General features: G+C 73.1%; 21 protein-coding genes and 1 pseudogene. 11 read left to right on the top strand and 11 right to left on the bottom strand.

The features are described 5' to 3' along the window. The first annotated feature begins 21 nt into the window (after nt 1–21). Nucleotides 22–462 carry an SRPBCC family protein gene (locus ACZ7G3_RS18135; protein ID WP_470926651.1) on the top strand — a complete coding sequence of 147 codons (441 nt, stop codon included), beginning with the start codon at nt 22–24 and terminating at the stop codon, nt 460–462. 85 nt (nt 463–547) lie between these two features. Continuing rightward, complete coding sequence (locus ACZ7G3_RS18130) at nt 548–1,414, top strand: endonuclease/exonuclease/phosphatase family protein (RefSeq protein ID WP_470926650.1); 867 nt, start codon at nt 548–550, stop codon at nt 1,412–1,414. A 216-nt stretch (nt 1,415–1,630) separates the two neighbouring features. Here ACZ7G3_RS18130 and ACZ7G3_RS18125 read toward each other — a convergent pair whose 3' ends face one another. Next, entirely contained in the window at nt 1,631–2,296 is a 666-nt protein-coding gene (locus tag ACZ7G3_RS18125; protein WP_470926648.1) for a YdcF family protein, read from the bottom strand. Nucleotides 2,297–2,340: 44 nt separating this feature from the next. Between ACZ7G3_RS18125 and ACZ7G3_RS18120 the strand changes: the two are divergent. After that, nucleotides 2,341–2,515 (top strand): annotated as a pseudogene (locus ACZ7G3_RS18120) (SpoIIE family protein phosphatase); the annotation flags it as partial. Between the two features lie 49 nt (nt 2,516–2,564). On the opposite strand, the gene ACZ7G3_RS18115 reads toward ACZ7G3_RS18120, so the two are convergent. From ACZ7G3_RS18115 to ACZ7G3_RS18095, 5 genes are all read right to left on the bottom strand, one after another. After that, nucleotides 2,565–3,716, bottom strand: a complete 1,152-nt coding sequence (locus tag ACZ7G3_RS18115) for an XdhC family protein (RefSeq protein WP_470926646.1) — start codon at nt 3,714–3,716, stop codon at nt 2,565–2,567. A 49-nt stretch (nt 3,717–3,765) separates the two neighbouring features. Continuing rightward, nucleotides 3,766–5,223, bottom strand: a complete 1,458-nt coding sequence (locus tag ACZ7G3_RS18110) for an NCS2 family permease (RefSeq protein WP_426599331.1) — start codon at nt 5,221–5,223, stop codon at nt 3,766–3,768. Nucleotides 5,224–5,539: 316 nt separating this feature from the next. Continuing rightward, nucleotides 5,540–7,924, bottom strand: coding sequence for a xanthine dehydrogenase family protein molybdopterin-binding subunit (locus ACZ7G3_RS18105; protein ID WP_470926645.1), 2,385 nt, complete (start codon nt 7,922–7,924; stop codon nt 5,540–5,542). Nucleotides 7,925–7,926: 2 nt separating this feature from the next. After that, the gene (locus ACZ7G3_RS18100) at nt 7,927–8,568 is read right to left on the bottom strand and encodes a (2Fe-2S)-binding protein (protein ID WP_470926643.1); all 642 of its coding nucleotides are present in this window, start codon (nt 8,566–8,568) and stop codon (nt 7,927–7,929) included. Beyond that, nucleotides 8,568–9,458, bottom strand: a complete 891-nt coding sequence (locus ACZ7G3_RS18095; RefSeq protein WP_470926641.1) for an FAD binding domain-containing protein — start codon at nt 9,456–9,458, stop codon at nt 8,568–8,570. Before ACZ7G3_RS18095 ends, ACZ7G3_RS18100 begins: the two co-directional genes overlap by 1 nt. Before the next feature lie 290 nt (nt 9,459–9,748). Here ACZ7G3_RS18095 and ACZ7G3_RS18090 point away from each other — a divergent pair, with 290 nt between their 5' ends. Further along, on the top strand, nt 9,749–11,458 hold the full coding sequence (locus ACZ7G3_RS18090) for a PucR family transcriptional regulator (RefSeq protein ID WP_470926639.1): 1,710 nt from the start codon (nt 9,749–9,751) through the stop codon (nt 11,456–11,458). Nucleotides 11,459–11,620: 162 nt separating this feature from the next. Then, nucleotides 11,621–12,409 (top strand): hypothetical protein, encoded by a 789-nt coding sequence (locus ACZ7G3_RS18085; protein WP_426599336.1) that lies wholly within the window; start codon nt 11,621–11,623, stop codon nt 12,407–12,409. Nucleotides 12,410–12,583: 174 nt separating this feature from the next. Here ACZ7G3_RS18085 and ACZ7G3_RS18080 read toward each other — a convergent pair whose 3' ends face one another. The 4 genes from ACZ7G3_RS18080 to ACZ7G3_RS18065 all read right to left on the bottom strand — a co-directional run bounded on the left by ACZ7G3_RS18080 (nt 12,584) and on the right by ACZ7G3_RS18065 (nt 15,342). After that, on the bottom strand, nt 12,584–13,222 hold the full coding sequence (locus tag ACZ7G3_RS18080) for an Rv1733c family protein (RefSeq protein ID WP_470926637.1): 639 nt from the start codon (nt 13,220–13,222) through the stop codon (nt 12,584–12,586). A gap of 534 nt (nt 13,223–13,756) precedes the next feature. Next, the gene (locus ACZ7G3_RS18075; RefSeq protein ID WP_470926636.1) at nt 13,757–14,581 is read right to left on the bottom strand and encodes a rod shape-determining protein; all 825 of its coding nucleotides are present in this window, start codon (nt 14,579–14,581) and stop codon (nt 13,757–13,759) included. Continuing rightward, the gene (locus ACZ7G3_RS18070; protein ID WP_470926810.1) at nt 14,578–14,958 is read right to left on the bottom strand and encodes a TraR/DksA family transcriptional regulator; all 381 of its coding nucleotides are present in this window, start codon (nt 14,956–14,958) and stop codon (nt 14,578–14,580) included. The genes ACZ7G3_RS18075 and ACZ7G3_RS18070 overlap by 4 nt, the downstream gene beginning before the upstream one ends. Nucleotides 14,959–15,015: 57 nt before the next feature. After that, complete coding sequence (locus tag ACZ7G3_RS18065) at nt 15,016–15,342, bottom strand: TraR/DksA family transcriptional regulator (RefSeq protein ID WP_426599457.1); 327 nt, start codon at nt 15,340–15,342, stop codon at nt 15,016–15,018. Between the two features lie 377 nt (nt 15,343–15,719). Between ACZ7G3_RS18065 and ACZ7G3_RS18060 the strand changes: the two genes are divergently transcribed. The 4 genes from ACZ7G3_RS18060 to secD all read left to right on the top strand — a co-directional run bounded on the left by ACZ7G3_RS18060 (nt 15,720) and on the right by secD (nt 20,537). Further along, nucleotides 15,720–16,673, top strand: a complete 954-nt coding sequence (locus tag ACZ7G3_RS18060; RefSeq protein WP_426599458.1) for a HAMP domain-containing sensor histidine kinase — start codon at nt 15,720–15,722, stop codon at nt 16,671–16,673. 2 nt (nt 16,674–16,675) lie between these two features. Beyond that, nucleotides 16,676–17,404: a response regulator gene (locus tag ACZ7G3_RS18055; protein WP_426599339.1), complete on the top strand. Its 729-nt coding sequence runs from the start codon at nt 16,676–16,678 to the stop codon at nt 17,402–17,404. 195 nt (nt 17,405–17,599) lie between these two features. Continuing rightward, on the top strand, nt 17,600–18,049 hold the full coding sequence (locus tag ACZ7G3_RS18050) for a hypothetical protein (RefSeq protein WP_426599340.1): 450 nt from the start codon (nt 17,600–17,602) through the stop codon (nt 18,047–18,049). Nucleotides 18,050–18,191: 142 nt separating this feature from the next. Then, complete coding sequence (secD, locus tag ACZ7G3_RS18045) at nt 18,192–20,537, top strand: protein translocase subunit SecD (protein WP_470926808.1); 2,346 nt, start codon at nt 18,192–18,194, stop codon at nt 20,535–20,537. A gap of 150 nt (nt 20,538–20,687) precedes the next feature. On the opposite strand, the gene ACZ7G3_RS18040 is transcribed toward secD, so the two are convergent. Then, nucleotides 20,688–21,515, bottom strand: coding sequence for a GntR family transcriptional regulator (locus ACZ7G3_RS18040; RefSeq protein WP_470926633.1), 828 nt, complete (start codon nt 21,513–21,515; stop codon nt 20,688–20,690). 167 nt (nt 21,516–21,682) lie between these two features. Between ACZ7G3_RS18040 and ACZ7G3_RS18035 the strand changes: the two genes are divergently transcribed. Both ACZ7G3_RS18035 and ACZ7G3_RS18030 read left to right on the top strand, forming a co-directional pair. Then, on the top strand, nt 21,683–22,528 hold the full coding sequence (locus ACZ7G3_RS18035) for a (2Fe-2S)-binding protein (protein ID WP_470926631.1): 846 nt from the start codon (nt 21,683–21,685) through the stop codon (nt 22,526–22,528). A 290-nt stretch (nt 22,529–22,818) separates the two neighbouring features. Next, nucleotides 22,819–23,862, top strand: coding sequence for a DUF2637 domain-containing protein (locus ACZ7G3_RS18030; RefSeq protein WP_470926629.1), 1,044 nt, complete (start codon nt 22,819–22,821; stop codon nt 23,860–23,862). Nucleotides 23,863–23,984: the final 122 nt, after the last annotated feature.

Genomic DNA, 23,984 nt, shown 5'->3' with positions numbered 1-23,984 from the left:
CCGGTTCCCTACGATCGCTCCGTGGCCATCTTCTCGCTCGAACGCACCGCCCCGCTCCCCCTCGACGAGGCCTGGCGCCGGCTCACCGCGTGGCAACGGCACGGGGACGCCGTGCCCCTGACCCGGGTCACCGTCACCACCCCCGGGCCCACCCGCCCGGGCACGGTGATCGTGGCCCGTACGGGTGCCGGCCCGCTCACCTTCGACGACCGGATGGAAGTGACCGTCTGGCAGCCACCGCAGGACGACACCCCCGGTCTGTGCCGGCTGGAGAAGCGCGGCCGACTGGTCGGGGGCTGGGCCGAGATCGAGGTCCGTCCCGGCCCCGGCGGCCGCACCCGCGTCGTGTGGCGCGAGGAGCTGCGGGTCCGTCTCCTGCCGTCCGCCTTCGACGGCGCGCTGGGCGGCGCGGGGCGGTACGTCTTCGGCCGCACGGTCAACCAGTTGCTGCGGCGTCCGTGAACCACCGGTGGCGTACGGGGTACGGGTCGCGGACGGGATCGCGCCGCAAGCCTCGCGGCGGGCGTTTCCCGCGTACCGTGCCGGCATGTCTGCCAGAGCACGCACCCTCGTCCAACTGTCCGTGACCGCTGCCCTGTTGAGCCTGGCCGTGGCGACACCGGCCGCCTCCGCCGACCAGGGAGAGGGCGCCGCGGTCCCGCTGCGCATCGCCACCTACAACATCCACGCCGGCACCGGATCGGACGGCGTCTTCGACCTCGACCGGCAGGCCGCCGCACTGCGCGCCCTCGACGCGGACGTGATCGGCCTCCAGGAGGTCGACGTGCACTGGGGTGCACGCAGTCAGGGGCTGGACACGGCCGAGGAGTTGGGGCGCCGGCTCGGCATGCGGGTGTCGTTCGCCCCCATCTACAGCCTCGACCCCGTGGAGGCCGGCGACCCGCGGCGCGAGTACGGCGTGGCGGTGCTGTCCCGCTACCCGGTCCGCTCCGCGACGAACCACGAGATCACACGCCTGTCCACGCAGGACCAGACCCCGGTGCCGGCACCCGCGCCCGGGTTCGGCGAGGTGACGCTCAAGGTGCGCGGAGTGCCGGTACAGGTGTTCGTGACCCACCTTGACTACCGGTCCGACCCGGCGGTGCGGGTGGCGCAGGTCGCCGACACGCGGCGGATCATGGCGCGGGAGCGGGCGGAGCTGCCGGGGGCACGGCAGGTGCTGCTGGGCGACTTCAACGCCGAGCCGACGGCTCCCGAACTGGCCCCGCTCTGGCGGGAGCTGCGCGACGCCGGCACGGGCACCGGTGGCACGTATCCGGCCGCGGCACCCGTCAAGCGGATCGATTACGTGGCCGTGGGCGAGGGCGTGCGGGTGCGCGGCGCCTCGGTCCCGGCGGAGGCCGTGGCGTCGGACCACCGGCCGGTGGTCGCGGAGGTGTCGCTGACCAGGTAGGGGTGCGGTCCTTCGCTGGTCAACGCGCATCCGCTTGTCGGGCCACCGTGTACGCGGGGGCCCGTCTGGGCCCGCCGGCCCCACGTGTAGCGGGATGGTGACGGTGGCGGGCCTGGCGCCGGGGTCCAGGCCCGCCTCAGCCGGACGTCTCGGAGGACTGATGCCTCCCTTGCAGGCCACCGGAGAGCGCGTTCGGCACTGCCTGCCGCCCTCAGGTCAGCTTCTTGCGCTCGTCCGCGGCGCGAGGCGGCTCGTGAAGCCACCCGCTACAAGCCGTTCGTACGCGCGGATGACTCCGTCCGGCACGTCTTGCGTGATCATGAAGCCTTGCGCGGGGTAGATCAGCAAGCGCTGCAGCGAGCCGACGAGCATGTCGACGACCAGCCGTGCGTCCTGGATCCGGTCGACGTACGCGGGAAGGGTCATGGAGGCCGACGCGCTGACGAATTCCACCCCCGGCCACAGCTTCCGGGCCGTTGCGTAGGCGCGACGTTCCTCGTACGGCTTGCTGACGAGGAGTACGGAGGATGTGTCGATCCCCTGCTCTTCGAGCAGCGCACGGGAGAGGGTGATGTTCTCCCCCGTGTTCCGCGCCCGCGGCTCAACGAGGATCGCAGTGGCCGGAACCCCCAACTCCACCGCCCGCTCACGGTAGTGCTCAGCCTCTCCGCGCGGCATACGGTCGCGAGTGGTGCGGCTGGTCGCTCCGGTGAAGACGACCAGCGGCATCATGCCCCGGTGGTACAGATCGGCGGTCGTCTCCGCGACGCCGAGATCATGGCTGCCCAGCCCGATCCCTACGGAGCAGGGGCGCGGTTCATGGCCCATTCGCTGGAAGTCCCACAGTCGTTGAGCATCTGCCCATGCCTGTGCCGAGATCACTTGCGCTCGTCCCCCGGTTTCGCCGAGTCGGGAACCTCGAAGTCGTACGTCGGGCCTACGCTCGGCTCGACCTGCCGCCGCACGAGGTGCTTCATCTGCCCGACGGCCTCGCCGCCGAGATTACGGCAAGCCAGATCGCCACCTCCGTCTACGCGGTCCACGATCCCGACGAGGGCAAGCTGCTCTACGCCTCCGCCGGCCGCCTCCCGATCCTCGCGCTCCCAGCCTGGGAGCTGCGGGTCAAGGGTCAAGCAGGAGTCGGCCCTGATCAGGCCACCGACTCGATGCGCCCCGCCGGCGACGACGGCCCGTCGTGGTGGATCGGGGTGTGGGCGCCGGTCAGGGAGGCGCCCGTGCCGCCGCGGCGGGTCGCGACGATCTCGGCGGCGATGGACAGGGCCGTCTCCTCGGGGGTGCGGGCGCCGAGGTCGAGGCCGATGGGGGACCTGAGGCGGGTCAGCTCCAGGTCGCTCACGCCGACCTCGCGCAGGCGTGCCTCGCGGTCGAGGTGGGTGCGGCGGGAGCCCATCGCGCCGACGTAGGCGACCGGCAGGCGCAGGGCGAGCTTGAGGAGCGGTACGTCGAACTTGGCGTCGTGGGTCAGGACGCACAGCACGGTGCGCGCGTCGACCTCGGTGCGGCGCAGGTACTCGTGCGGCCACTCGACGACGATCTCGTCCGCGTCGGGGAAGCGGACCTGCGTCGCGAAGACGGGGCGGGCGTCGCACACCGTCACGTGGTAGCCGAGGAACTTGCCGGCGCGGACCAGTGCCGAGGCGAAGTCGATCGCGCCGAAGACGATCATGCGGGGTGCCGGGACCGAGGACTCGATCAGCAGCGTGAGCGGCGCTCCGCAACGCGAGCCCCGCTCGCCGATCTCCAGGGTGCCGGTCCGGCCGGCGTCCAGGAAGGCGCCCGCCTCGGCGGCCACCGTGCGGTCCAGCTCGGGGTGGGCGCCGAAACCGCCGGTACGGGTGCCGTCCGGGTGGACGACGAGCGCGCGGCCGGTCAGTTCCGCCGGGCCGCGCACGATCCGCGCCACCGCCGCCGCCTCACCTCGCGCGGCGGCGGCGAGCGCGGCGGCCAGCGCCGGACGGGCGGGGTCGTCCGCCCGTACCGGGGTGACGAGGATGTCGATGATCCCGCCGCAGGTCAGACCCACGGCGAAGGCGTCCTCGTCGCTGTAGCCGAAGCGCTCGACGACGGTTTCGCCGTCCTGGAACGCCTGCCGGCACAGCTCGTACACGGCGCCCTCCACGCAGCCGCCGGAGACCGAGCCGATCGCCGTGCCGTCGGCGTCCACCGCGAGGGCGGCGCCGGGCTGGCGCGGGGCGCTGCCGCCGACGGCCACCACGGTGGCCACGGCGAAGTCGCGTCCCTGCTCGACCCACCGGTCCAGCTCCTCGGCGATGTCCAGCATCTGTCGGTCTCCTTTGACGAAGGGTGGATGACGGGTTCCCGGGCAGCGGCTAGTGCACGCCCAGCCAGCTCTCGATCGGGTTGAGGGCGAAGTAGACGATGAAGATCACCGTCAGGGCCCACATGAACGCGCCGATCTCCCGGGCCTTGCCCTGGGCGGCCTTGATGGCGACGTAGGAGATGACGCCGGCGGCGACACCCGCGGTGATGGAGTACGTGAACGGCATCAGGACGACGGTCAGGAAGACCGGGATCGCGGTGGCCCGGTCGGCCCAGTCGACGTGCCGGGCGTTCATCATCATCATCGCGCCGATGACGACCAGGGCGGCGGAGGCGACCTCCTGCGGCACGATCGCGGTGATCGGCGTGAAGAAGAGGCAGGCCGCGAAGAACAGGCCGGTGACGACCGAGGCGAGTCCGGTGCGGGCGCCTTCCCCGACGCCGGTCGCGGACTCGACGAAGACGGTCTGGCCGGAGCCGCCCGCCACACCGCCGATCGCGCCGCCGGCGCCGTCGACGAACAGCGCCTTCGACAGGCCCGGCATCCGGCCCTTGTCGTCGGCGAGCTTCGCCTCGGTGCCGACGCCGATGATGGTGGCCATCGCGTCGAAGAACCCGGCCAGCACCAGCGTGAAGACGATCATGCCCACCGTCATCGCGCCGACCTCGCCCCAGCCGCCGAACTCCAGGTCGCCGAAGAGCGAGAAGTCCGGCATCGAGACGGCGCTGCCGTGCAGCTCGGGGGCACCGTTGGCCCACTGCTTCGGGTCGATGACCCCGGTGGCGTTCAGTACGGAGGCGACGATCGTGCCGGTGACGATGCCGATCAGGATCGCGCCGGGCATGTCGCGCGCCTGGAGCATGAAGATCAGGAGCAGGGTGCCCGCGAAGAGCAGGACGGGCCAGCCGGCGAGTTCTCCGGCGGGGCCGAGGGTGAGCGGGGTCGCCTTGCCCGCGTGGACGAAACCGCCCTTGACCAGGCCGATGATGGCGATGAACAGGCCGATGCCCATGGTGATGCCGTGCTTGAGGGCGAGCGGGATGGCGTTCATGATCATCTCGCGGAGCCCGGTGACCACGAGCAGCATGATCACCACGCCGTACATCACACACATGCCCATGGCCTGCGGCCAGGTCATCTGGGGAACGACCTGCCCGGCGATCACCCCGGACACCGAGAGTCCGGCGGCCAGGGCGAGGGGCACCTTGCCGACGAAGCCCATGAGGAGCGTGGTGACCGCCGCGGCGAGCGCCGTCGCGGTGATCAGGGCCTTCTGGCCCAGGGTGTCCCCGGCGGCGTCCTTGCCGGACAGGATGACGGGGTTGAGCAGGACGATGTACGCCATCGCCATGAAGGTGGTGGTACCGCCGCGCACCTCACGCGCGACGGTGGATCCTCGGTGGGTGATGTGAAAGTACCGGTCGAGCCAAGACCGGCCGGCGGGGACGCGGGAACCCGCGCCCGCGTCCTCGGCGGTGGTCTTGGGCTCCACTGACTGCTGGGTCATGGGGCCGTCTCCCAAGGTTCATAGGTGCACCCGAGTCGACCGCCGGGGCGGTCGCGGGATTTGGGATGGGTACGACCCGGGGGACGGCCCGAGGCGAACGCGTGTGCGGTGGTGCGTGTGCAGTGATGCTCGTGTTGTGGTGCATGTGCAGTGCTGCGGTCTGCTGTGGTGCATGTGCAGTGCTGCGGCCTGCTGTGGTGCGCGTGCAGTGATGCGTGTGCGGTCGTGCTTCAAGCACCGCGAGCGGAGCGGTACTCGGGCTGTGCTCCGGGCGGCGCGGAGTGTGTGACGTTCCGTGCGCCGCCCGGAGTCCTTGTCACGCCGTGCCGGTGAGGTGTTCCGGTCGTACCGGCGTGCGGTCGAGCGCCAGCCCGGTCGCGTTCCGGATGGCCGCGAGGACCGCCGGGGTCGACGACAGGGTGGGTGCCTCGCCGATGCCGCGCAGCCCGTACGGCGCGTGGTCGTCGGCGAGTTCGAGCACGTCGACCGGGATGGTCGGCGTGTCGAGGATGGTGGGGAGCAGGTAGTCCGTGAAGGAAGGGTTCCTGACCTTCGCGGTCCTGGGATCGACGACGATCTCCTCCATCACGGCGATGCCCATGCCCTGGATGGTGCCGCCCTGGATCTGGCCGATGGCGGAGAGCGGGTTGAGCGCCTTGCCGACGTCCTGGGCGCAGGCCAGCTCGATCACCTTGACCAGGCCCAGCTCGGTGTCGACCTCGACGACGGCGCGGTGCGCGGCGAAGGAGTACTGGACGTGGCCGTTGCCCTGGCCGGTGCGCAGGTCGAAGGGCTCGGTCGGCCGGTGCCGCCACTCCTCCTCGACCTCGACGGCCTCGCCCTCCAGGACGTCCACGAGGTCGGAGAGGACCTCGCCGCCGTCGGTGACGACCTTGCCGCCCTCCAGGAGGAGTTCGGCGGTGGCCCAGGCCGGGTGGTAGGAGCCGAACTTGCGGCGGCCGATCTCCAGGACCTTCTCGCGGACCAGCTCGCAGGCGTTCTTCACGGCGCCGCCGGTGACGTACGTCTGCCGGGAGGCGGAGGTGGAGCCGGCCGAGCCGACCTGGGTGTCCGCCGGGTGGATGGTGACCTGGGTGACGCCCAGTTCGGTGCGGGCGATCTGCGCGTGGACGGTGACGCCGCCCTGGCCGACCTCCGCCATGGCGGTGTGCACGGTGGCCACCGGCTCGCCGCCGACGACCTCCACGCGGACCCTGGCCGTGGAGTAGTCGTCGAAGCCCTCGGAGAAGCCGACGTTCTTGATGCCGACCGCGTAGCCGACGCCGCGGACGACGCCCTCGCCGTGCGTGGTGTTGGACAGGCCGCCGGGCAGCTGCCGTACGTCGGCGCCCTCGCTGGACTCCCACTGGCGCTCCGGAGGCATCGGCATCGCCTTGACGCGGCGGAGCAGTTCGGCGACCGGCGCCGGGGAGTCGACCGGCTGGCCGGTGGGCATGACGGTGCCCTGCTCCATGGCGTTGATCCGGCGGAACTCCACCGGGTCCATGCCGAGTTCCTCGGCCACCTTGTCCATCTGCGCCTCGTAGGCGAAGCACGCCTGGACCGCGCCGAAGCCGCGCATCGCGCCGCAGGGCGGGTTGTTGGAGTAGAGGGCGATGGCCTCGATGTCCACGTCGTCGACCACGTACGGGCCGACGGCCAGGGAGGCGGCGTTGCCGACGACCGCCGGGGAGGCGGAGGCGTAGGCGCCGCCGTCCAGGACGATGCGGCACTTCAGGTGCGTGAGTTTGCCGTCCTTGGTGGCGCCGTGCTCGTAGTGGAGCTTCGCCGGGTGGCGGTGGACGTGGCCGAAGAAGGACTCGAAGCGGTTGTAGACGATCTTGACCGGCTTGCCGGTGCGCATCGCCAGCAGGCAGGCGTGGATCTGCATCGACAGGTCCTCGCGCCCGCCGAACGCGCCGCCGACGCCGGACAGGGTCATGCGCACCTTGTCCTCGGGCAGGCCGAGCACGGGCGCGATCTGACGCAGGTCGGAATGGAGCCACTGGGTGGCGATGTAGAGATCGACGCCGCCGTCCTCGGACGGCACCGCGAGGCCGGACTCGGGGCCGAGGAAGGCCTGGTCCTGCATGCCGAAGTAGTACTCGCCCTTGACGATCACGTCGGCGCGGGCGGCTGCCGCGTCGGCGTCGCCTCGGACGATCGGCTGGCGGTGCACGATGTTGGGGTGCGGGACGTGGCCGACGTGGTGGTCGTCGCGGTTCTCGTGGACGAGGAGCGCGTCGGGGGCGGTCGCGGAGGCCTCGTCGGTGATGACGGGCAGCTCCCGGTACTCCACCTTGATCTTGGCGGCGGCGCGGCGCGCGGTCTCCGGGTGGTCGGCGGCGACGATCGCGACCGGTTCGCCGTGGTGGCGTACCTTGCCGTGCGCGAGGACCGGGGTGTCCCGGATCTCCAGGCCGTAGGTGCGCACTTGGGTGGGCAGGTCGTCGTACGTCATGACCGCGTAGACGCCCGCCATGGCGAGGGCCTCGCCGGTGTCGATGGAGACGATCTCGGCGTGCGCGACGGTGGAGCGCAGGATCTGGCCCCAGAGCATGTCCTCGTGCCACATGTCGGACGAGTACGCGAACTCGCCGGTGACCTTGAGGGTGCCGTCCGGGCGGAGCGTGGACTCGCCGATGCCGCCCTTGGTCTGGGATCCCTGGGTGATTTTCGTGGGTGCGCCGGTGGCAGCCATGTTCAGACCCCCTCGGACTGGCGGGCCGCGGCCAGGCGGACCGCGTCCATGATCTTCTCGTAGCCCGTGCAGCGGCACAGGTTGCCCGACAGCGCCTCGCGGATGTCCGCGTCGGTCGGGTTCGGGTTGCGCTCCAGCATCTCGTCGGCGGCGACCAGCAGACCCGGCGTGCAGAAGCCGCACTGGACGGCGCCGGCGTCGATGAACGCCTGCTGGACGGGCGCGAGTTCGGTGCCCTCGCCGGTCTGCGAGTCGGTGCCCTTGGCCCGCCACCGCTTGGCTTCGTCGAGGGTGGTGCCGTTGCCCGCGCCGCTGCTCTCGCTGCTTCCGCCGCTTCCGCCGCTTCCGCCGTTCGCGCTGCCGCAGGCGCCGGTGGCGCAGCCCCGGGCGCGTTCCTTGGCGAAGTCGGCCAGGCCCTCGACGGTGACGACCTCGCGGCCCTGCGCCTGGCCGGCCGCGACCAGGCAGGAGCAGACCGGAACACCGTCCAGGCGGACCGTGCAGGAGCCGCACTCGCCCTGTTCGCAGGCGTTCTTGGAGCCGGGCAGGCCCATCCGCTCGCGCAGCACGTACAGCAGGGACTCGCCCTCCCACACGTCGTCGGCTTCCTGCGGACGTCCGTTGACAGTGAAGTTGACGCGCATTACGCCGCTCCCTCCGTGGTGTGGCGGGCGCCGCGGTACGACTCCCAGGTCCAGGTGAGCGTCCGGCGGGCCATGACGCCGACCGCGTGGCGGCGGTAGCTCGCGGTGCCCCGGACGTCGTCGATCGGGTTGCAGGCGGCGGAGCACAGGTCCGCGAACTGCTTGGCGACCGACGGGGTGATGATCTTTCCGTTGTCCCAGAAGCCGCCCTCGTCGAGCGCCGCGTTCAGGAACTCCTCGGCGGCCGTGGCCCGGACCGGCGTGGGCGCGGCCGAGCCGATGCCGGTGCGGACGGTGCGGCTCTCGGGGTGCAGGGCGAGGCCGAAGGCGCACACGGCGATGACCATGGCGTTGCGGGTGCCGACCTTGGAGAACTGCTGCGGCCCGTCGGCCTTCCTCACGTGCACGGCCCGGATCAGCTCGTCGGGCTCCAGCGCGTTGCGCTTCACGCCCTTGTAGAAGGCGTCGATCGGGATCAGCCGCCTGCCGCGCACCGACTCCGCCTCGACCTCGGCACCGGCGGCGAGCAGCGCCGGGTGGGCGTCGCCGGCCGGTGAGGCGGTGCCGAGGTTCCCGCCCACGCCGCCGCGGTTACGGATCTGCGGGGAGGCGACCGTGTGCGAGGCGAGGGCGAGTCCGGGGAGTTCGGTGCGGAGGTGTTCCATGATCCGGGTGTACGGGACGGAGGCGCCGAGTCGCACGGTGTCCTCGCCGACCTCCCACTCGGAGAGGTCGCCGATGCGGTTCAGGTCCATCAGGTACTCGGGCCTGCGATGGTCGAAGTTGATCTCGACCATCACGTCGGTGCCACCCGCAATCGGCACAGCGGTGGGGTGCTCGGCCTTCGCGGCGAGCGCCTCCTCCCAGCTGGCGGGGCGAAGGAAGTCCATGACCGGCTCTCTTCTTCGTCTTCGTCTGGTGAGTCGTACAGATTGAGCCAATCCGTGTGCGGCGGGCCCGGCTCGTTCAAGTGCTGTTCACGTGGGGTGCGCTCAGTACACCGGCCGGTGCTCCACCAGGGTCAGTCGCAGAAACCATGAAGGAGTTGGCTGGCCAGCGCGGGCATCTTGTAGATTCGTATGAATGGAGGTCCTCAGTCACCTCCTCGTTTTCCTCCGGAAACGGGCGACACAGCCGCGTGACCTGGAACACTTCGAGACAAAGAACGGCGGCGACGAGAATGCGGCTGCGCGCACTGCTGGACACCGACGCGCTGGGCCTCAAGCTGCTCGGCGGCGAGGACGAGCTGGACCGCTCCGTGCGGGGCGTGATGACCACCGACCTGCGGGACCCCAGCCGCTATCTCTCCGGCGGGGAGCTGGTCCTCACCGGCCTGGCCTGGCGCCGGGACGCCGCCGACTCCGAGCCTTTCGTCCGCCTCCTGGTGCAGGCCCAGGTGGCCGCCCTCGCCGCCGGTGAGGCGGAGCTGGGAAGCGTGCCCGAGGACCTGGTGCTGGCGTGCGCGCGGCACCGGCTGCCGCTGTTCGCGGTGAACGAGTCGGTCGCCTTCGCGACCATCACCGAGCACGTCGTCCGCCAGGTGTCCGGCGAGCGGGCCGGCGACCTCGCGGCCGTGGTGGACCGGCACCGCCGGATGATGACCTCCGGCCCGGCGGGCGGCGGCCCCGACGTCGTCCTGGACCTGCTCGGCTCCGACCTCGACCTGCGGGCGTGGGTGCTGTCCCCGACCGGGCGTCCCGTCGCCGGCCCGAAGGACGCGGGCTCCGCCCTGTCCTCGGAGGTGTGCGCGAACCTGGCGGCGGAACATCTCGCGGCCACCCGCGCGGGCCGGCGCGCGCCGCACCGGGTGGCCCTGGGCGCGACGACGTACAGCCTCTTCCCGGTGCACGGCTCGGGGCACCGCCCGCCCGCGGCCGGCGCGGGACGCCTGCCGCAGGCCCCCCGGGACGTGCGCGAGACGGTGCTGTCCGACTGGCTGCTGGTCGTGGAGGCGGACGCCGGGGACTGGGCCGAGGAGCGGCTCGACCTGCTGTACGGCGTCACGCAGCTGATCGCGGTCGAACGGGACCGCCGGGACGCGGCGCGCACGGTGCGGCGGCGACTCGCGCAGGAAGTCCTGGAGCTCGTGCAGACGGGCGCCGCGCCCGCCGAGATCGCGGCCCGGCTGCGGGTCGCGGCACCGGTGCTGCTGCCGGGCCTCGGCGCGGCCCCGCACTGGCAGGTCGTCGTGGCCCGCGTCGAGTGGGAGGACGGCACGGAAGGCTCGGCGGAGACCGGCCCGGTCGCCCAGACCCTGCTGGAGGAAATCCTCGTCGACCCGCTGGCCACCGGCCCCGAGCACGCCGACCGCATCGCGGTGGCGCACACCGGCGAAGAGGCCGTCGCCCTCGTACCGCTGCCGGCCGTCTCCAGCGAGCACGACGGCTCCGAGACCGGCATACTCGCGGACGCGCTGCTGGCGTCCGTCCAGGAACCGCTGTCGGCCGGACTCGACGGCGACGGGCGGGTCACGCTCGGGGTCAGCGCCGCCGTGCACTCGGCGGAGGGGCTGCGCGGCGCGCTGGAGGAGGCGCGGCACGCACGGCGGGTCGCGGCGGCGCGCCCCGGCCGGGTGTGCGCGGCCGGCCACCAGGAACTGGCCTCGCACGTCCTCCTGCTCCCCTTCGTCCCCGACGACGTCCGCCGGGCCTTCACCGCCCGGCTGCTGGACCCGCTGCGGGACTACGACCGCCGCCACCGCGCCGAGCTCATCCCGACGCTGGAGTCGTTCCTCGACTGCGACGGCTCCTGGACGCGCTGCGCGACCCGGCTCCACCTGCACGTCAACACGCTGCGCTACCGGGTCGGGCGGATCGAGCAGTTGACGGGGCGCGACCTGTCGCGCCTCGAGGACAAGCTCGATTTCTTCCTGGCACTGCGGATGAGCTGAGACCGCGGGGCGCCCGGAGGCCCGGAACGGTCCCAAACCTCGGGACCGGGAAGTCCCACGACTTTGTGAAAAGTTTCACCCATCCCCTTGGCCGGGCCGCCGGATCCGTGCTGAGATGCGGCCACCACTCGAGTGCTCGATGGCGTGCCAAGGGAGGGCGACGTGGCGCATTCCGCCATGGCTGGTTCTGGTTGGGGAACGACCGAAGGTGACGATCCGCTCCAGACCGCGGTATGGCGGTTGCGTTCGCGCGCCTGCTGGGCCGACGCGGCGGCCCTGCTGGAGCCGGTCACCGCGGCCACCGCCTTGCAGCGGACCGCGCTGCTGGTGGAGCGGTGCCTGTACACCGAGCAGGGCTGGGCGGAGGCCGAGGACGCGCTGCGCGCCGCCGAGGCGCTGGCCGACAGCGACGACGAGCGCGGAGCCGCCGCTTGCGAACGCGGGCAGCTCGCCTACGCCGCCACGGTGCACGGGGTGCGGGACCGGGCCGACGAGGCGCGGGCCGCGCTGGGCCGGGCGGCGGCGCTGATCGCGCCGGGGGCCGGGGGGCGGGCGCTGCTGGACTTCCGGCGCGGGCTGCTGGCGGAGAACCTGACCCGCTCGCCGCAGGCCGCCCGCGCGGCGTACCGGCGGGCGCACGCGGGGGCGACCGCGCACGCCGACCCACTGCTCCAGTCCTTCACCTGGCGCCATCTGGCCGGACTCGCCCTGCGGGAAGGGGAGTTGGCCGAGGCCCGGCACGGCTTCGCCGAGTCGCTGCGGATCCGCGAGGAGCTGGGGTACCTCGTCGGTACGGCGCCGGCGCTGGTGTCGCTCGCGGACGCGGAGGCCGAACCGGAGGCGTCGCGGCTGCGGGAGGAGGCGCGGCGGCTGTTCCGGCTGCTGGGCGGCGTGCCGACGTGGCTGGCCCGGCAGCTGGCACCGCCGGCGGCGGGCGCGGCGACGGCGTGACGGCACGCGGCCCGGCGGCGGGCGCGGCAACGGCGTGACGGCACGCGGCCCGGCGACACGAGCAGGACGCCGGGACGGCGCGCGGCCCGGAAACACGCGCAGAGCGCGACGCTACGACACACAGCCCGGCGACACGCACGAAGGACGACGCGGCAACACGCAGCCCGGCCGCCGTCACGGGAGCCTGCTCCAGCGCGGGGCCGTGACGGCCCAGGCGGCGTCCCACCCGGCGAGGTTGCGCCGTCGCAGCAGGAGCCCGGTGATCCCGTGGGCGGCGAGGCCGGTGAGGACGACGCCCAGGAAGGCGACGATCGCCCAGCCCATCGTGCGGCTGCGGATCTGCTCCGCGGTCAGCGGCGGCTCGGTGATCTTCCCCGCCGTGTCGACCCAGACCAGGACGGTGCTGCCGGCGGGCAGCCCCGGCTCGACGTCGGTCTTCCCGGTCCGCGTCTCGCCGCCCGGACCGGTGAACCGCACCTTGACCGGATACCGGGTCTTCCTCGCCTCGTCCGAACCGGGCTCCGGGTGGCGCGGGGCGTCGTGAACGAGGACCGCGGCGCGGTGGTCCCGGCTGACGGCCTCGTGCTCGGCGGTCCCCCGGTAGTGGCGGTAGGCGGTGTCGCCCACCGCGAACATCGCCGCCGGGGCCGCCACCAGCACGGCGAGCAGGAGCCCGAGGGCGACCCAGGCCTGCAGCAGGTCGGTACGGCGCCGCAGGGGGTTGCGCCGCCACCGCCACAGCAGGAGGTGCGGATGTCGTCCGGGGTCGGGAGCTGCGGGCGGTGGCTGTGCGGGAGGTATCTCACCAGCCACGGTGCGCCTCCTTCCTGGGTCGGGTTCCTGGGCCGGGTCCCTGGCTCGGGCTGCCGGAGCGGCGCCGCCGCCGGTGCGACGACGACGGCGAGGTCGGGTGGGATTCGGGAGGGGGCTCGGGGGTTCGGGGGTTCGGGGGTTCAGGGGGACAGGGGGACAGGGGTTCAGGGGGACGGCGGGACGGGGCCGTCGGGGTGGCCGGCACCGCGCCGGCGCAGCGAAGTTTTCCGTTGCCGGTCCGGACGGGCTCGGGCGTTCCGGCCGGGGCGGGTCCGCCGTCCGTTCGGAGGCGGGTCCGCCGTCCGTTCGGAGGCGGCTCGGGACGACGGTGGAGTGGCGGCCGGCGGATGCGGACAGGGCTGTGGCGCCGCCTCCGCGGGGAGCCCGCGGGGGCCGCGGGGGCCGCGGGCCGGTCGGCGGCCCCGGTGACGGGAGGCCACGTGGAGCCGGGGCCCCAGCCCACCCGGTGAGCCGCCGCGGAGCGGCCGGGACCCGCACACACCGGGTGAGTCGCCGCGGACCGCGGCCGCCGGGTCAGTGCGGGTGCTCGTCCGGTGGGTCCGTGCCCGTGGTCGACGGGTGGGAGTGCGCGGCCTCCAGGAGCTTGGCGGCGCCGCGCACGGCGGCCGTGTGCGGCGCGGGCACGCCACGCAGGGGTACGTGCAGCCTGTCGGTGAGGTGACAGGTGACCTCGGGACGCAGGGCGCCCCCGCCCGCGAGCAGCGGTCCCCTGCTCAGGGCGTCGACGGTGAGGGACGTACTGTCCTGCCGCAGCATCGAGGTCGTCATGTCGGCCACCGCCTCGCCGATCCGCGCGGCCGGGGTGACGTCGTCGATGTCCCCCGTGCCCAGCGCGGTGCGGCGCGCGTCGAAAACAGCGCCGTCCACCAGCAGGACCACCTCGGTCAGATGCGCGCCGATGTCGATCACGAGCAGCGGCCGGGACAGGTCCACGCCCGCCGCGAGGGCCACGGCTCGCGCGCTGGGGACGGTCAGCACGCTGCGCGGGCGCAGCACCTCCACGGCCGTACGGGCCTCGGCCCGGTAGGCGAACCCGTCCAGCACCGGCGCGGTCACCACGACCAGGGGACGGGCGAAGCGGGGCAGGCGGTGGCCGAGCAGCCGGTCGAGCATCCGCGCCGTGCCCTGGGTGTCGACGATGGAGCCGCGCTGGATGGGGTAGACCGCGCCGGTGCCGGGGAAGGTCACCGTCGGCACGTCGAGGATCATTCCGCGCCCGGCGACCCAGGCCCGGGTCCGGGCGCTGCCCATGTCGAGGGCCACGCCGCTGCACTGGCGGCACAGCGGCCACGGGCGGTGCCGGCCCGGGGCGGCGCCGGGCCGGCGGACCACGGTCATCGTCCGGCCTCCCGCACCTGCTGGCAGCGAGCGCAGTAGCGGGCCTGCGGCACGATCAGCAGGCGCTCGCGGTCGATGGGGCGCCGGCACAGATGGCAGATGCCGTAACGGCCCTCGGCCATGCGCTCGAGTGCGGCTTCCACGTCGGCGAGGACCATGCGCGCGGAGGCCGCGAGCTTGACCCGCACCTCGGTCTGCGCGGCGGACCGCCGCTGGATCAGCTCGTCGGCGCGGGACGGGACGGTCGCGATCTGCCGCAACTGCTCCTCGCGGAACAGCCGCTGCTCGTGAAGGCTGTCCCGGAGCGCGGCGAGGTCCTCGGGCGACAGCGGCGACACGAGCGTGTCGCGGTCGCCGATGATCTGGTTGTTCACCACTTCACCCACTTCACCCCTTGGGCAGGGCGGGAGACGAAGACTGGACGGGGACGGTGGTCAGGCGGCGGCGCGGCGCTGGCAGGCGACGCAGTACCGCGTGTACGGCAGGATCTCCAGGCGCTCCCCCGGGACGGGCTTGCCGCAGCCCAGGCAGGTGCCGTAGGTGCCGTCGTCGATACGGGCGAAGGCCTCCTCGATCTCCTTGAGGACCCGCTCGATGGCGGCCTTCTGCGCGGACATCAGCTGGTCGTCCGCCTGGCCGCTCTCCCCGAGGGCCTGCAGCTGGGTCAGCCGGGTGTTGCGGGCGTGTTCGAGGCGCTGGCGTGCCTCGTGGGCGGTCAGCCGCTCGGGGCGGGGTTCGATGCGGGAGGTGTCGAGCGACACGGCGAGTCCTCTTCTCGACAGGGCCTGCTTCTCGGAAGGGCCTGCGGGTACGGCGAGCGCCGGGGCCGAACGGACCCGGTCAGCCTCAACCATGGCCGGGCCGCCGGAGGAAACCCATCGGGCGCGGGCCCCATTTGCCCGGGGACGGAGTATCCACTCGGCGGCGTGCCGGGGCGGCCATATGGGTGTGCCGTGATCCAGAAATGGGGGTCGGAACCCATCGACCCGGCAGGGTCCGGGCGGGCAGGCTGGTCGTTTGCTCTGTCGCGATCCAGGCCGCGGCTCCCACCGAGGAGGGTGCGCGATGACCGACAGTGGAGATGACCGACAGTAGAGGCGTACCAGTCGACGCGTCGCAGAAGGAGGCGTACCCCCCGGTGTCCCTGTTCTGGCGGATCTTCGGGCTCAACGCGGTGGTGCTGGGCTTCGCCACGGCACTGCTGTTGTGGGCTCCGGTGACCGTCTCCGTGCCGGTCCTGCTGACCGAGGCGGTCATCCTGGTGGGCGGCCTGGGCGTCATGCTGGTCGCCAACGGCGCCCTGCTGCGCTGGGGCCTCGCGCCACTGGACCGGCTCACGAAGCTGATGACCACCGTCGACCTGCTGCGCCCCGGCCAGCGGCTGCCGGTGTCCGGCGGCGGTGAGGTCCCCGAGCTGATCCGCACCTTCAACGCCATGCTCGACCGGCTGGAGCACGAGCGGGCCACGAGCACTGCCCGCGTCCTGCTCGCCCAGGAGGAGGAGCGGCGCCGTATCGCGCAGGAGCTGCACGACGAGGTCGGGCAGAGCATGACCGCGATCCTGCTGGTCCTGGGGCGCGCCGCGGACGACGCCGACGAGCCGCTGCGCGGCGAGCTGCACCAGGCGCAGGAGATCACCCGGGAGAGCCTGGACGAGGTCCGCCGCCTGGTGCGCCGGCTGCGGCCCGGGGTACTGGACGATCTCGGTCTGATCAGCGCGTTGTCCTCGCTCACGCACGACTTCGCCACCCACACCGGGCTGCGGGTGGTGCGCCGGTTCGAGTCCGATCTGCCCGTCCTGGACCCCGAGACCGAGCTGGTCCTCTACCGTGTCGCGCAGGAAAGCCTGACCAACGCGGCCCGCCACGCGGACGCCGAGCGGCTGGAGGTGAGCCTCGGCCGGTCCGACGGCGCGGTGACGCTCGCCATCGCCGACGACGGCCGCGGCATCGAGGCGGCGTGCGAGGGCGCCGGCATCCGCGGCATGCGTGAACGGGCCCTGCTCATCGGGGCCGCCCTCGACATCACCTCGGCACCCGGTGCCGGCACCCGCATCCGGCTCACCGCACCCGTATCCAGGAAGCAGCCCTGACCATGCCCGACCCGTCCCTGCCCGAGCCGACCGTGTCCGGCCCGTCCGTGTCCGGCCCGCCCGCGGTGCCCGCGCCCGATCCGGCCAGGATCCGCATCCTGCTCGCCGACGACCACGCGCTGGTGCGTCGCGGCGTACGGCTCATCCTCGACCGGGAGCCGGATCTCGAGGTGGTCGCCGAGGCCGGTGACGGCGCGGAGGCCATCGACATGGCACGGACCCACGCCGTCGACCTGGCGGTCCTGGACATCGCGATGCCCCGGCTGACCGGCCTCCAGGCCGCCCGCGAGCTGGCGGCGCTGAAACCGGGGCTGCGCATCCTGATGCTGACGATGCACGACAACGAGCAGTACCTGTTCCAGGCGCTGAAGTCGGGGGCCTGCGGATACGTGCTGAAGTCCGTCGCCGACCGCGACCTGGTCGCCGCCTGCCGGGCCGCGATGCGTGACGAGCCGTTCCTGTACCCCGGCGCGGTGACCGCGCTGATCCGCAACTACCTCGACCGGGTCCGGCACGGCGAGGAGAGTGCCGACCACATCCTCACGCCCCGCGAGGAGGAGGTCCTCAAACTCGTCGCCGAGGGGCACTCCTCGAAGGAGATCGCCGAGATCCTCTTCATCAGCATCAAGACCGTTCAGCGGCACCGGGCGAACCTCCTGCAGAAACTCGGCCTGCGCGACCGCCTGGAACTGACCCGCTACGCCATCCGGGCCGGACTCATCGAACCCTGACGGGCCCCGGTGCGGCCGGGCCGTCCCTGACACCGGATCCGCCCGGCCCCGCCCGGCCCTGACGGCCCCTCCGAACCCCCGGAGGCGCCGGCCGCCCACTCCCCGGCCGGTGCCCCGGGCTTCCTCTCCGCCCGCCCGGCCGTCAGACTGTCAGCTCACCCGCCACGCCTCACCCACCGCGAAAGGGGACGGTGCATGCGCCCCGCACGCCACACCGCCCCCGCGACTCTTCCCGCCACGGCCCACGCGCCCCTCCCCGCCACCGGTCACCGGCTCGCGGCGGCGCTCACCGTGCTGCTGGCCGTCCTGCTGGCCCTGGTCCCGGCCGGGCCCGCGGCGGGCGCTCGGGGCGCCGTCTTCGGGCCGGTCCCGGTGCCCGCGGCGACGACCGTCCCTCATCCGGGCACCGGCTACCACGCCGACGACGGCTGTGCCACCGCCTGCGCCGCCCAGGCCAGGTCCCGTCACGACCACCTCGCCGAACGTCCGGCGCCCCCGGACCGTCTCGCCGTCACCACGCGCTTCACCGGCGCCGCGCCCGCCGCTCGCGGGCGGACCACGGCGCCGTCCGGCGCCGTGCCCGTCTCCCCCGGCCGCACGAGCCACGACCGCGTGCGGGCTCCTCCTGTCTCCTCCGGCACCTGAGACACCCGCCCTTCCACCTTCTTCCACCTTCTTTCGCCGCGGCCGCGCTGGGCCGCTGCCGCGGCGTGCCCGCCGGAGGCCCGTGTTGAAACGTTCCCGTCCCCACTCCCTGAGGGGGCGTGCGCTCGTCGCCCTCCTGGTGATGGCCGGAGCCGTGGCCATCGCCCTGACCATGCCGATCCGCCTCGGACTCGACCTGCGCGGCGGCACCCAGATCGTGCTGGAGACCAAGTCCACCGAAACCACCAAGGCCGACCGGGAGGCCACCGACCGCACCGTGGAGGTGCTGCGCGGCCGTATCGACGCGCTCGGCGTCGCGGAGCCGACCATCGTCCGCTCCGGTGACAACCGCGTCGTCGTCGAACTGCCCGGCGTACAGGACCCGAAGAAGGCGGCCGACGTGCTGGGCCGCACCGCGCAGCTCACCGTCCACTCGGTGCTCGGCCCGGCCGAACCCGAGGGAGCGGACACCGGGAACGACGCCAAGGCCGACGACGCCAAGGCCGATGCCCCCGAGGCCGACGACGCCGAGACGTCCTCCGGCACGGACGGTGAGCGGGTCCTGCCGGACGAGTCCGGCCTGTCCCTCCGTCTCAAGGAGGCCACGCTGACCGGGCAGGACGTCGAGGGCGCCGACGCCCGCTTCGACCAGCAGGGCGGCGCGGGATGGCACGTCACCGTCGACTTCAAGGACGCGGGCAGTGACCGCTGGGCCAAGGTGACCGGCGAGGCCGCCTGTCACCCGGCCGGCGATCCGCAGCGCCGGGTCGCCATCGTGCTCGACAACAAGATCATCTCCTCGCCGCAGGTCGACCCGTCGGTGGCCTGCGGGGCCGGCATCGCCGGTGGCTCCACGCAGATCACCGGTTCCTTCGACGACGCCGAGGCCCGCGAGCTGGCCCTGCTCGTCAAGGGCGGCGCCCTGCCCGTACCGGTCGAGACCATCGAGCAGCGCACCATCGGCGCGACCCTGGGCGACGAGGCCATCTCGGCCGGCGCCTGGGCCGCCGTCATCGGCACCGCGCTGACCGGGCTGTTCATCATCGTCGTCTACCGGCTCATGGGCGTCCTCGCGACCGTGGCCCTGCTCTGCTACGGCCTGATCGCCTACGCCGCCCTGGCCGCGATCGGCGCCACCCTGACCCTTCCCGGCCTGGCCGGATTCGTCCTGGCCATCGGCATGGCGGTGGACGCCAACGTCCTCGTGTTCGAACGGGCCCGCGAGGAACAGGCCGCCCGTACCCGGCCGAGCACGCGCTCGTCGCTGACCGCCGGTTTCCGCAGTGCCTTCAGCGCGATCGCCGACTCCAACATCACCACGCTGATCGCCGCCGCCCTGCTGTTCTTCCTGGCCTCGGGCCCGGTGAAGGGCTTCGGCGTCACCCTGGGCATCGGCGTGCTCGCCTCCATGGTCAGCGCCCTGGTGATCACCCGGGTGCTCGCCGAGTTCGCCGCGAGCCGCCCGTCGGTCTTCCGCCGCCCGCACATCACCGGCATCTCGACCACCGGCCCGGTCCGCGACGCCCTGCTGCGCCGCGACCCGTTCCTGATGCGCCGGCCGCGCCGCTGGCTGGCCGCCTCCGCGGTCGTCCTCGTGGTGGCCGGCTCCGGCATCCTGGTCCGCGGCCTGAACTTCGGCATCGAGTTCACCGGCGGACGGCTCATCGAGTACTCCACGGCCACCCAGGTCGACGCCGACCGGGCGCGGGACGCCCTCGCCGACGCGGGCTTCCCCCGTGCGGTCGTCCAGTCCTCCGGTGACAGCGACCTCACCGTGCGCACCGAGAAGCTGACCAACGCCGAGGCGGAGACCGTCACCAAGACCATCGGCGAGCTGGGCGGCGAGACGGAGAAGGTCCGCGACGAGCTGATCGGCCCCAGTCTGGGCGAGGAGCTGCGGAAGGACGCCCTGATCGCCCTGGCCCTGGCCCTGGCCGCCCAGCTGCTGTACCTCGCCGTCCGTTTCCGGTTGCTGTTCGGCACCGCGGCGGTCGGCGCGCTCGCCCACGACGTGGTCATCCTGGTCGGCGTGTTCGCCTGGCTGGGCAAACCGATCGACGGGGTCTTCCTGGCCGCGCTGCTCACCGTGATCGGCTACTCGGTCAACGACTCGGTCGTCCTCTTCGACCGCATCCGGGAGCTGCTCGCCGGCCGGGACCGGAAGACGCCGTTCGCCCGGCTCACGAACCAGGCGATCCTGCAGACCCTGCCGCGTACGGTCAACACGGGTATGGGCGCGGTGCTCATCCTCGCCTCGCTGGCCCTGCTCGCCGACGACTCGCTCACCGACTTCGCCCTCGCCCTGCTGATCGGCGTGGGGGTCGGCACGTATTCCTCGGTGTTCACCGCCTCTCCGCTGGCCATCGAGATGTACGACCGCGGCAGCGGATCGCGCCCCGCACGCCGCAAGGGCCGGGCCGCGGCCACGGCCGGGGCCGCGGAGAGGAAGGTGCCGGCGAGCCGCACCGAACGGGAGGAGGTCGGGTAGAGGCAACACCCGCGGCGCCGCACCCGCGGCGCCGCGTTCGGACACCGCGTTCAGAGCACCGGGCTCAGGCACACCGCGGTCAGAGCACCGGGCTCAGGCACACCGCGGTCAGAACGCCGGGCTCAGGACGCCGCGTTCAGAGCACCGCGTTCAAGGCGCCCCGGTGTAGTGCTCCCCCACCAGGGCCCGCACCACGTCCAGGTCGCCGGCGATCAGCGCGTCGAGCAGCGCCGTGTGTTCGTGGGCGTCGGCGATCAGGTCGGCCCGCCCCCGTACCGCGGGGGCGCCGGCCGGCGGCCACTGGGCGCGGCGGTGCAGGTCACCGGCGATCCGGACGAGCTGGTCGTTGCCGGCCAGCGCCAGCACCGCGCGATGGAAGGCGCGGTCGGCCTCGGCGTACGTGGCCGGGCAGCCGGACGACGCGGCCCGGACGGTGGCCTCGGCGAAGGGGCGCAGCTCCGCCCAGCGCTCGGCGGGCACCGTGCGGGCCAGGCGGAGCATCACGGGGACCTCGATCAGGGCCCGGACCTCCGCGAGCTCGGCCAGTTCCCGGTCGCCGCGCTCGACGACGCGGAAGCCGCGGTTGGGGACGACTTCGACGGCGCCCTCCAGGGCGAGCTGCTGCATGGCCTCCCGTACGGGCGTGGCGGAGACGCCGAACCGCTCGCCGAGCGCGGGCGCCGAGTAGACCTCGCCGGGGCGCAGCTCACCGGAGACCAGCGCCGTGCGCAGGGCGTCGAGGACCTGCCCGCGCACGGAGGAACGCTGGACGAGGGCGCGCGGGCGGGGCGGGGGAGGTTCGCTGTGCGTGTGTTCGCCGCGCGCGGCCCCGACCGGCTCCCCGGCACCCCGTGCCCGTGCCCGGTCCGTGTCCCCGGCGCCGGGCTGCGCCGGGACCCGCACCGGCCGGGCGGCGCCGGCGGATGTACCGGTCCGCCCGGTGCCCGCCCCGGCCGCATCCTGCGCGCTCGGTCTCACGGGTCCTCCTGAGGGACGTGTCGGTACTTGGGGTCATTACGGCGGGTTGTCGCTTGTCCGTCAAGCACCATAAGGGCACGGGCCGTCAGTTCAAATCCCGAGGATCTTCGGTAAGGTAAGGCTTACCTGAAACTGTCCGTTGCTCCGACGTGGATCGGTGGTCCCGCATGCCTGTCACCCGCTCGGCCTTCACGGACGCCTACGCGCGCCTGTCCGAGGTCCTCCCGGGTCTGGGCGTCACCGAGCTGGACGCGGCCCACGAGGTCCCGCGCGGTGGCGGATGGGTCGGCGCCGCCTCGCTCGCGGCCGGCGGGGCGGAGCTGGAGGCCTTCCTCGCCTGGGACGACGCCCAGGTGCTGCGGGACTACGGGCAGCGGGCCCGGCCGGACGTGGTCGCGAGCTTCGGGCTGCACCGGTACGCGTGGCCGGCCTGCCTGCTCATCACCGTGCCGTGGTTCCTGCACCGCCGGGTGCCCCGCTGTCCCGTGACCGACGTCGCGTACGACCGCTCCGCCGCCGGCCTCCCCCTCGGCCGCATGGCCGTGCGGCCGACCGGCTTCGCCTGTCTGCCGGGGGATCCGGCCGCGACGCTGCCAGGCGCCCGGGTGGTCGCCGACGAGGAGGCGCTGCGGACCGAGGTACGGGCCGCCGTCGCCGAGCACCTGGAGCCGGTGCTGGCCGGGTTCGGACCACGCATGCGACGGCGCGGACGCGCCCTGTGGGGCATGGCGACCGACGAGGTCGTCGAGGGCCTGTGGTACGTCGCCCATCTGCTCGGCGAGCAGGAGCGGGCACGGCACGAGCTGGAGCTGCTGCTGCCGGGCGCGACCAAGCCGTACGTCGGCGATGCCGCGTTCCGGGAGCTGAAGGGGCCGGACGGCGAACCGCTGCACACCCGGGACCGGGCGAGCTGCTGCATGTTCTACACGCTGCGCCCCGAGGACACCTGCGCCACCTGCCCGCGCACCTGCGACGCGGACCGCGTCAACAAGCTCCTCGCCACGGCGAGTTGATCCTCACCGGGCACGCTCTCGCGCGACCGTCCCCGGGATCGTCGACTAAGATCACCGACGTCGTTCACACATCCCTCACGCGTGGCGGGAACTTTCCGCGGAACCACACGTACGGGTAGTCTTATTCGAACTCAACTCCCGCCCCTCACGCGGCAGTTCGAGCAGAACGTCGCCTTGGGCACCCCCTCGCACTCTCTTGGCGGCCTCTTGCCCCGAAACCCCCTGAGGGCCGCTGGGTTTGGGCCACCATGGCGGGCGTTACGCCCTATCCCAATGCAAGGGACCCCTAGATGAGATTGACCGACATATCGCTGAACTGGCTGCTTCCGGGCGCCGTGCTGCTCCTGGGCATGCTGGCGGCGGTGGCGGTGCTCGCGCGTGGCAAGCGTTCCTCGGGGAAGGACGCGGGCGCGGACGACTCGTGGGAGCGCATGGAGGAGCGCCGCAGGCGCAAGGAAGCCCTCTACGGCAGCGTCTCCTATGTCCTGCTCTTCTGCTGCGCCGCGGTCGCCGCGGCGCTCTCCTTCCACGGTCTGGTCGGCTTCGGCGAGCAGAACCTCGGTCTGAGCGGCGGCTGGCAGTACCTGGTCCCGTTCGGACTCGACGGGGCGGCGATGTTCTGCTCCGTCCTCGCGGTGCGCGAGGCCAGCCACGGTGACGCGGCGCTCGGCTCCCGCATACTCGTGTGGACCTTCGCGTTCGCGGCGGCCTGGTTCAACTGGGTGCACGCGCCCCGCGGCATCGGTCACGCGGGTGCCCCCCACTTCTTCGCCGGCATGTCCCTGTCGGCGGCGGTGCTGTTCGACCGGGCCCTGAAGCAGACCCGCCGGGCCGCCCTGCGCGAGCAGGGTCTGGTGCCGCGTCCGCTGCCGCAGATCCGCATGGTCCGCTGGCTGCGGGCTCCCCGGGAGACGTACCGTGCCTGGTCGCTGATGCTCCTGGAAGGCGTGCGCAGCCTCGACGAGGCGGTCGAGGAGGTGCGCGACGACAGGCGTCAGAAGGAGGAGAAGAAGCTGCGGCGGCGCGAGCAGGAGCGCCTGGAGCGGGCACAGCTGAAGGCGATCAGCCGGGGCCACGGTCCCCGGGGCCTCCTCGGTCGTGGAGTCGAGGTCGAGGTGCAGCAGGTGGAACGGGGCACCGAACGCGCCGCCGCGGAGCCTGCCATATCCACGCCGGAGCCACTGCCCGTGGGCGGGCGTCCCTCCCTGCAGCCCGTGCGTCGCGGAACTGACCAGGTCACCGTCGACCTCACCGCGGAGGACGACACCCAGGCCCTGCCGCGCCTCGACTCCCTGGAGCGCAAACTCAAGGACCTGGAGCAGCAGTTCGGCTAGAGGCGGCCCCGGGCGCGGTCACCGGTCATCGGCCAATCGGTCATCAGCCATCGGCCATCGGCCATCGGCCATCGGCCATCGGGAACCGTCGCCCGGGCAAGGGGCGTGACCAGGTGTCACGC

The organism is Streptomyces sp. NPDC037271 (genome assembly GCF_055603605.1).
Note: the sequence above shows the minus strand (reverse complement) of the source record. Positions and strands in the feature narration are given on the sequence as shown.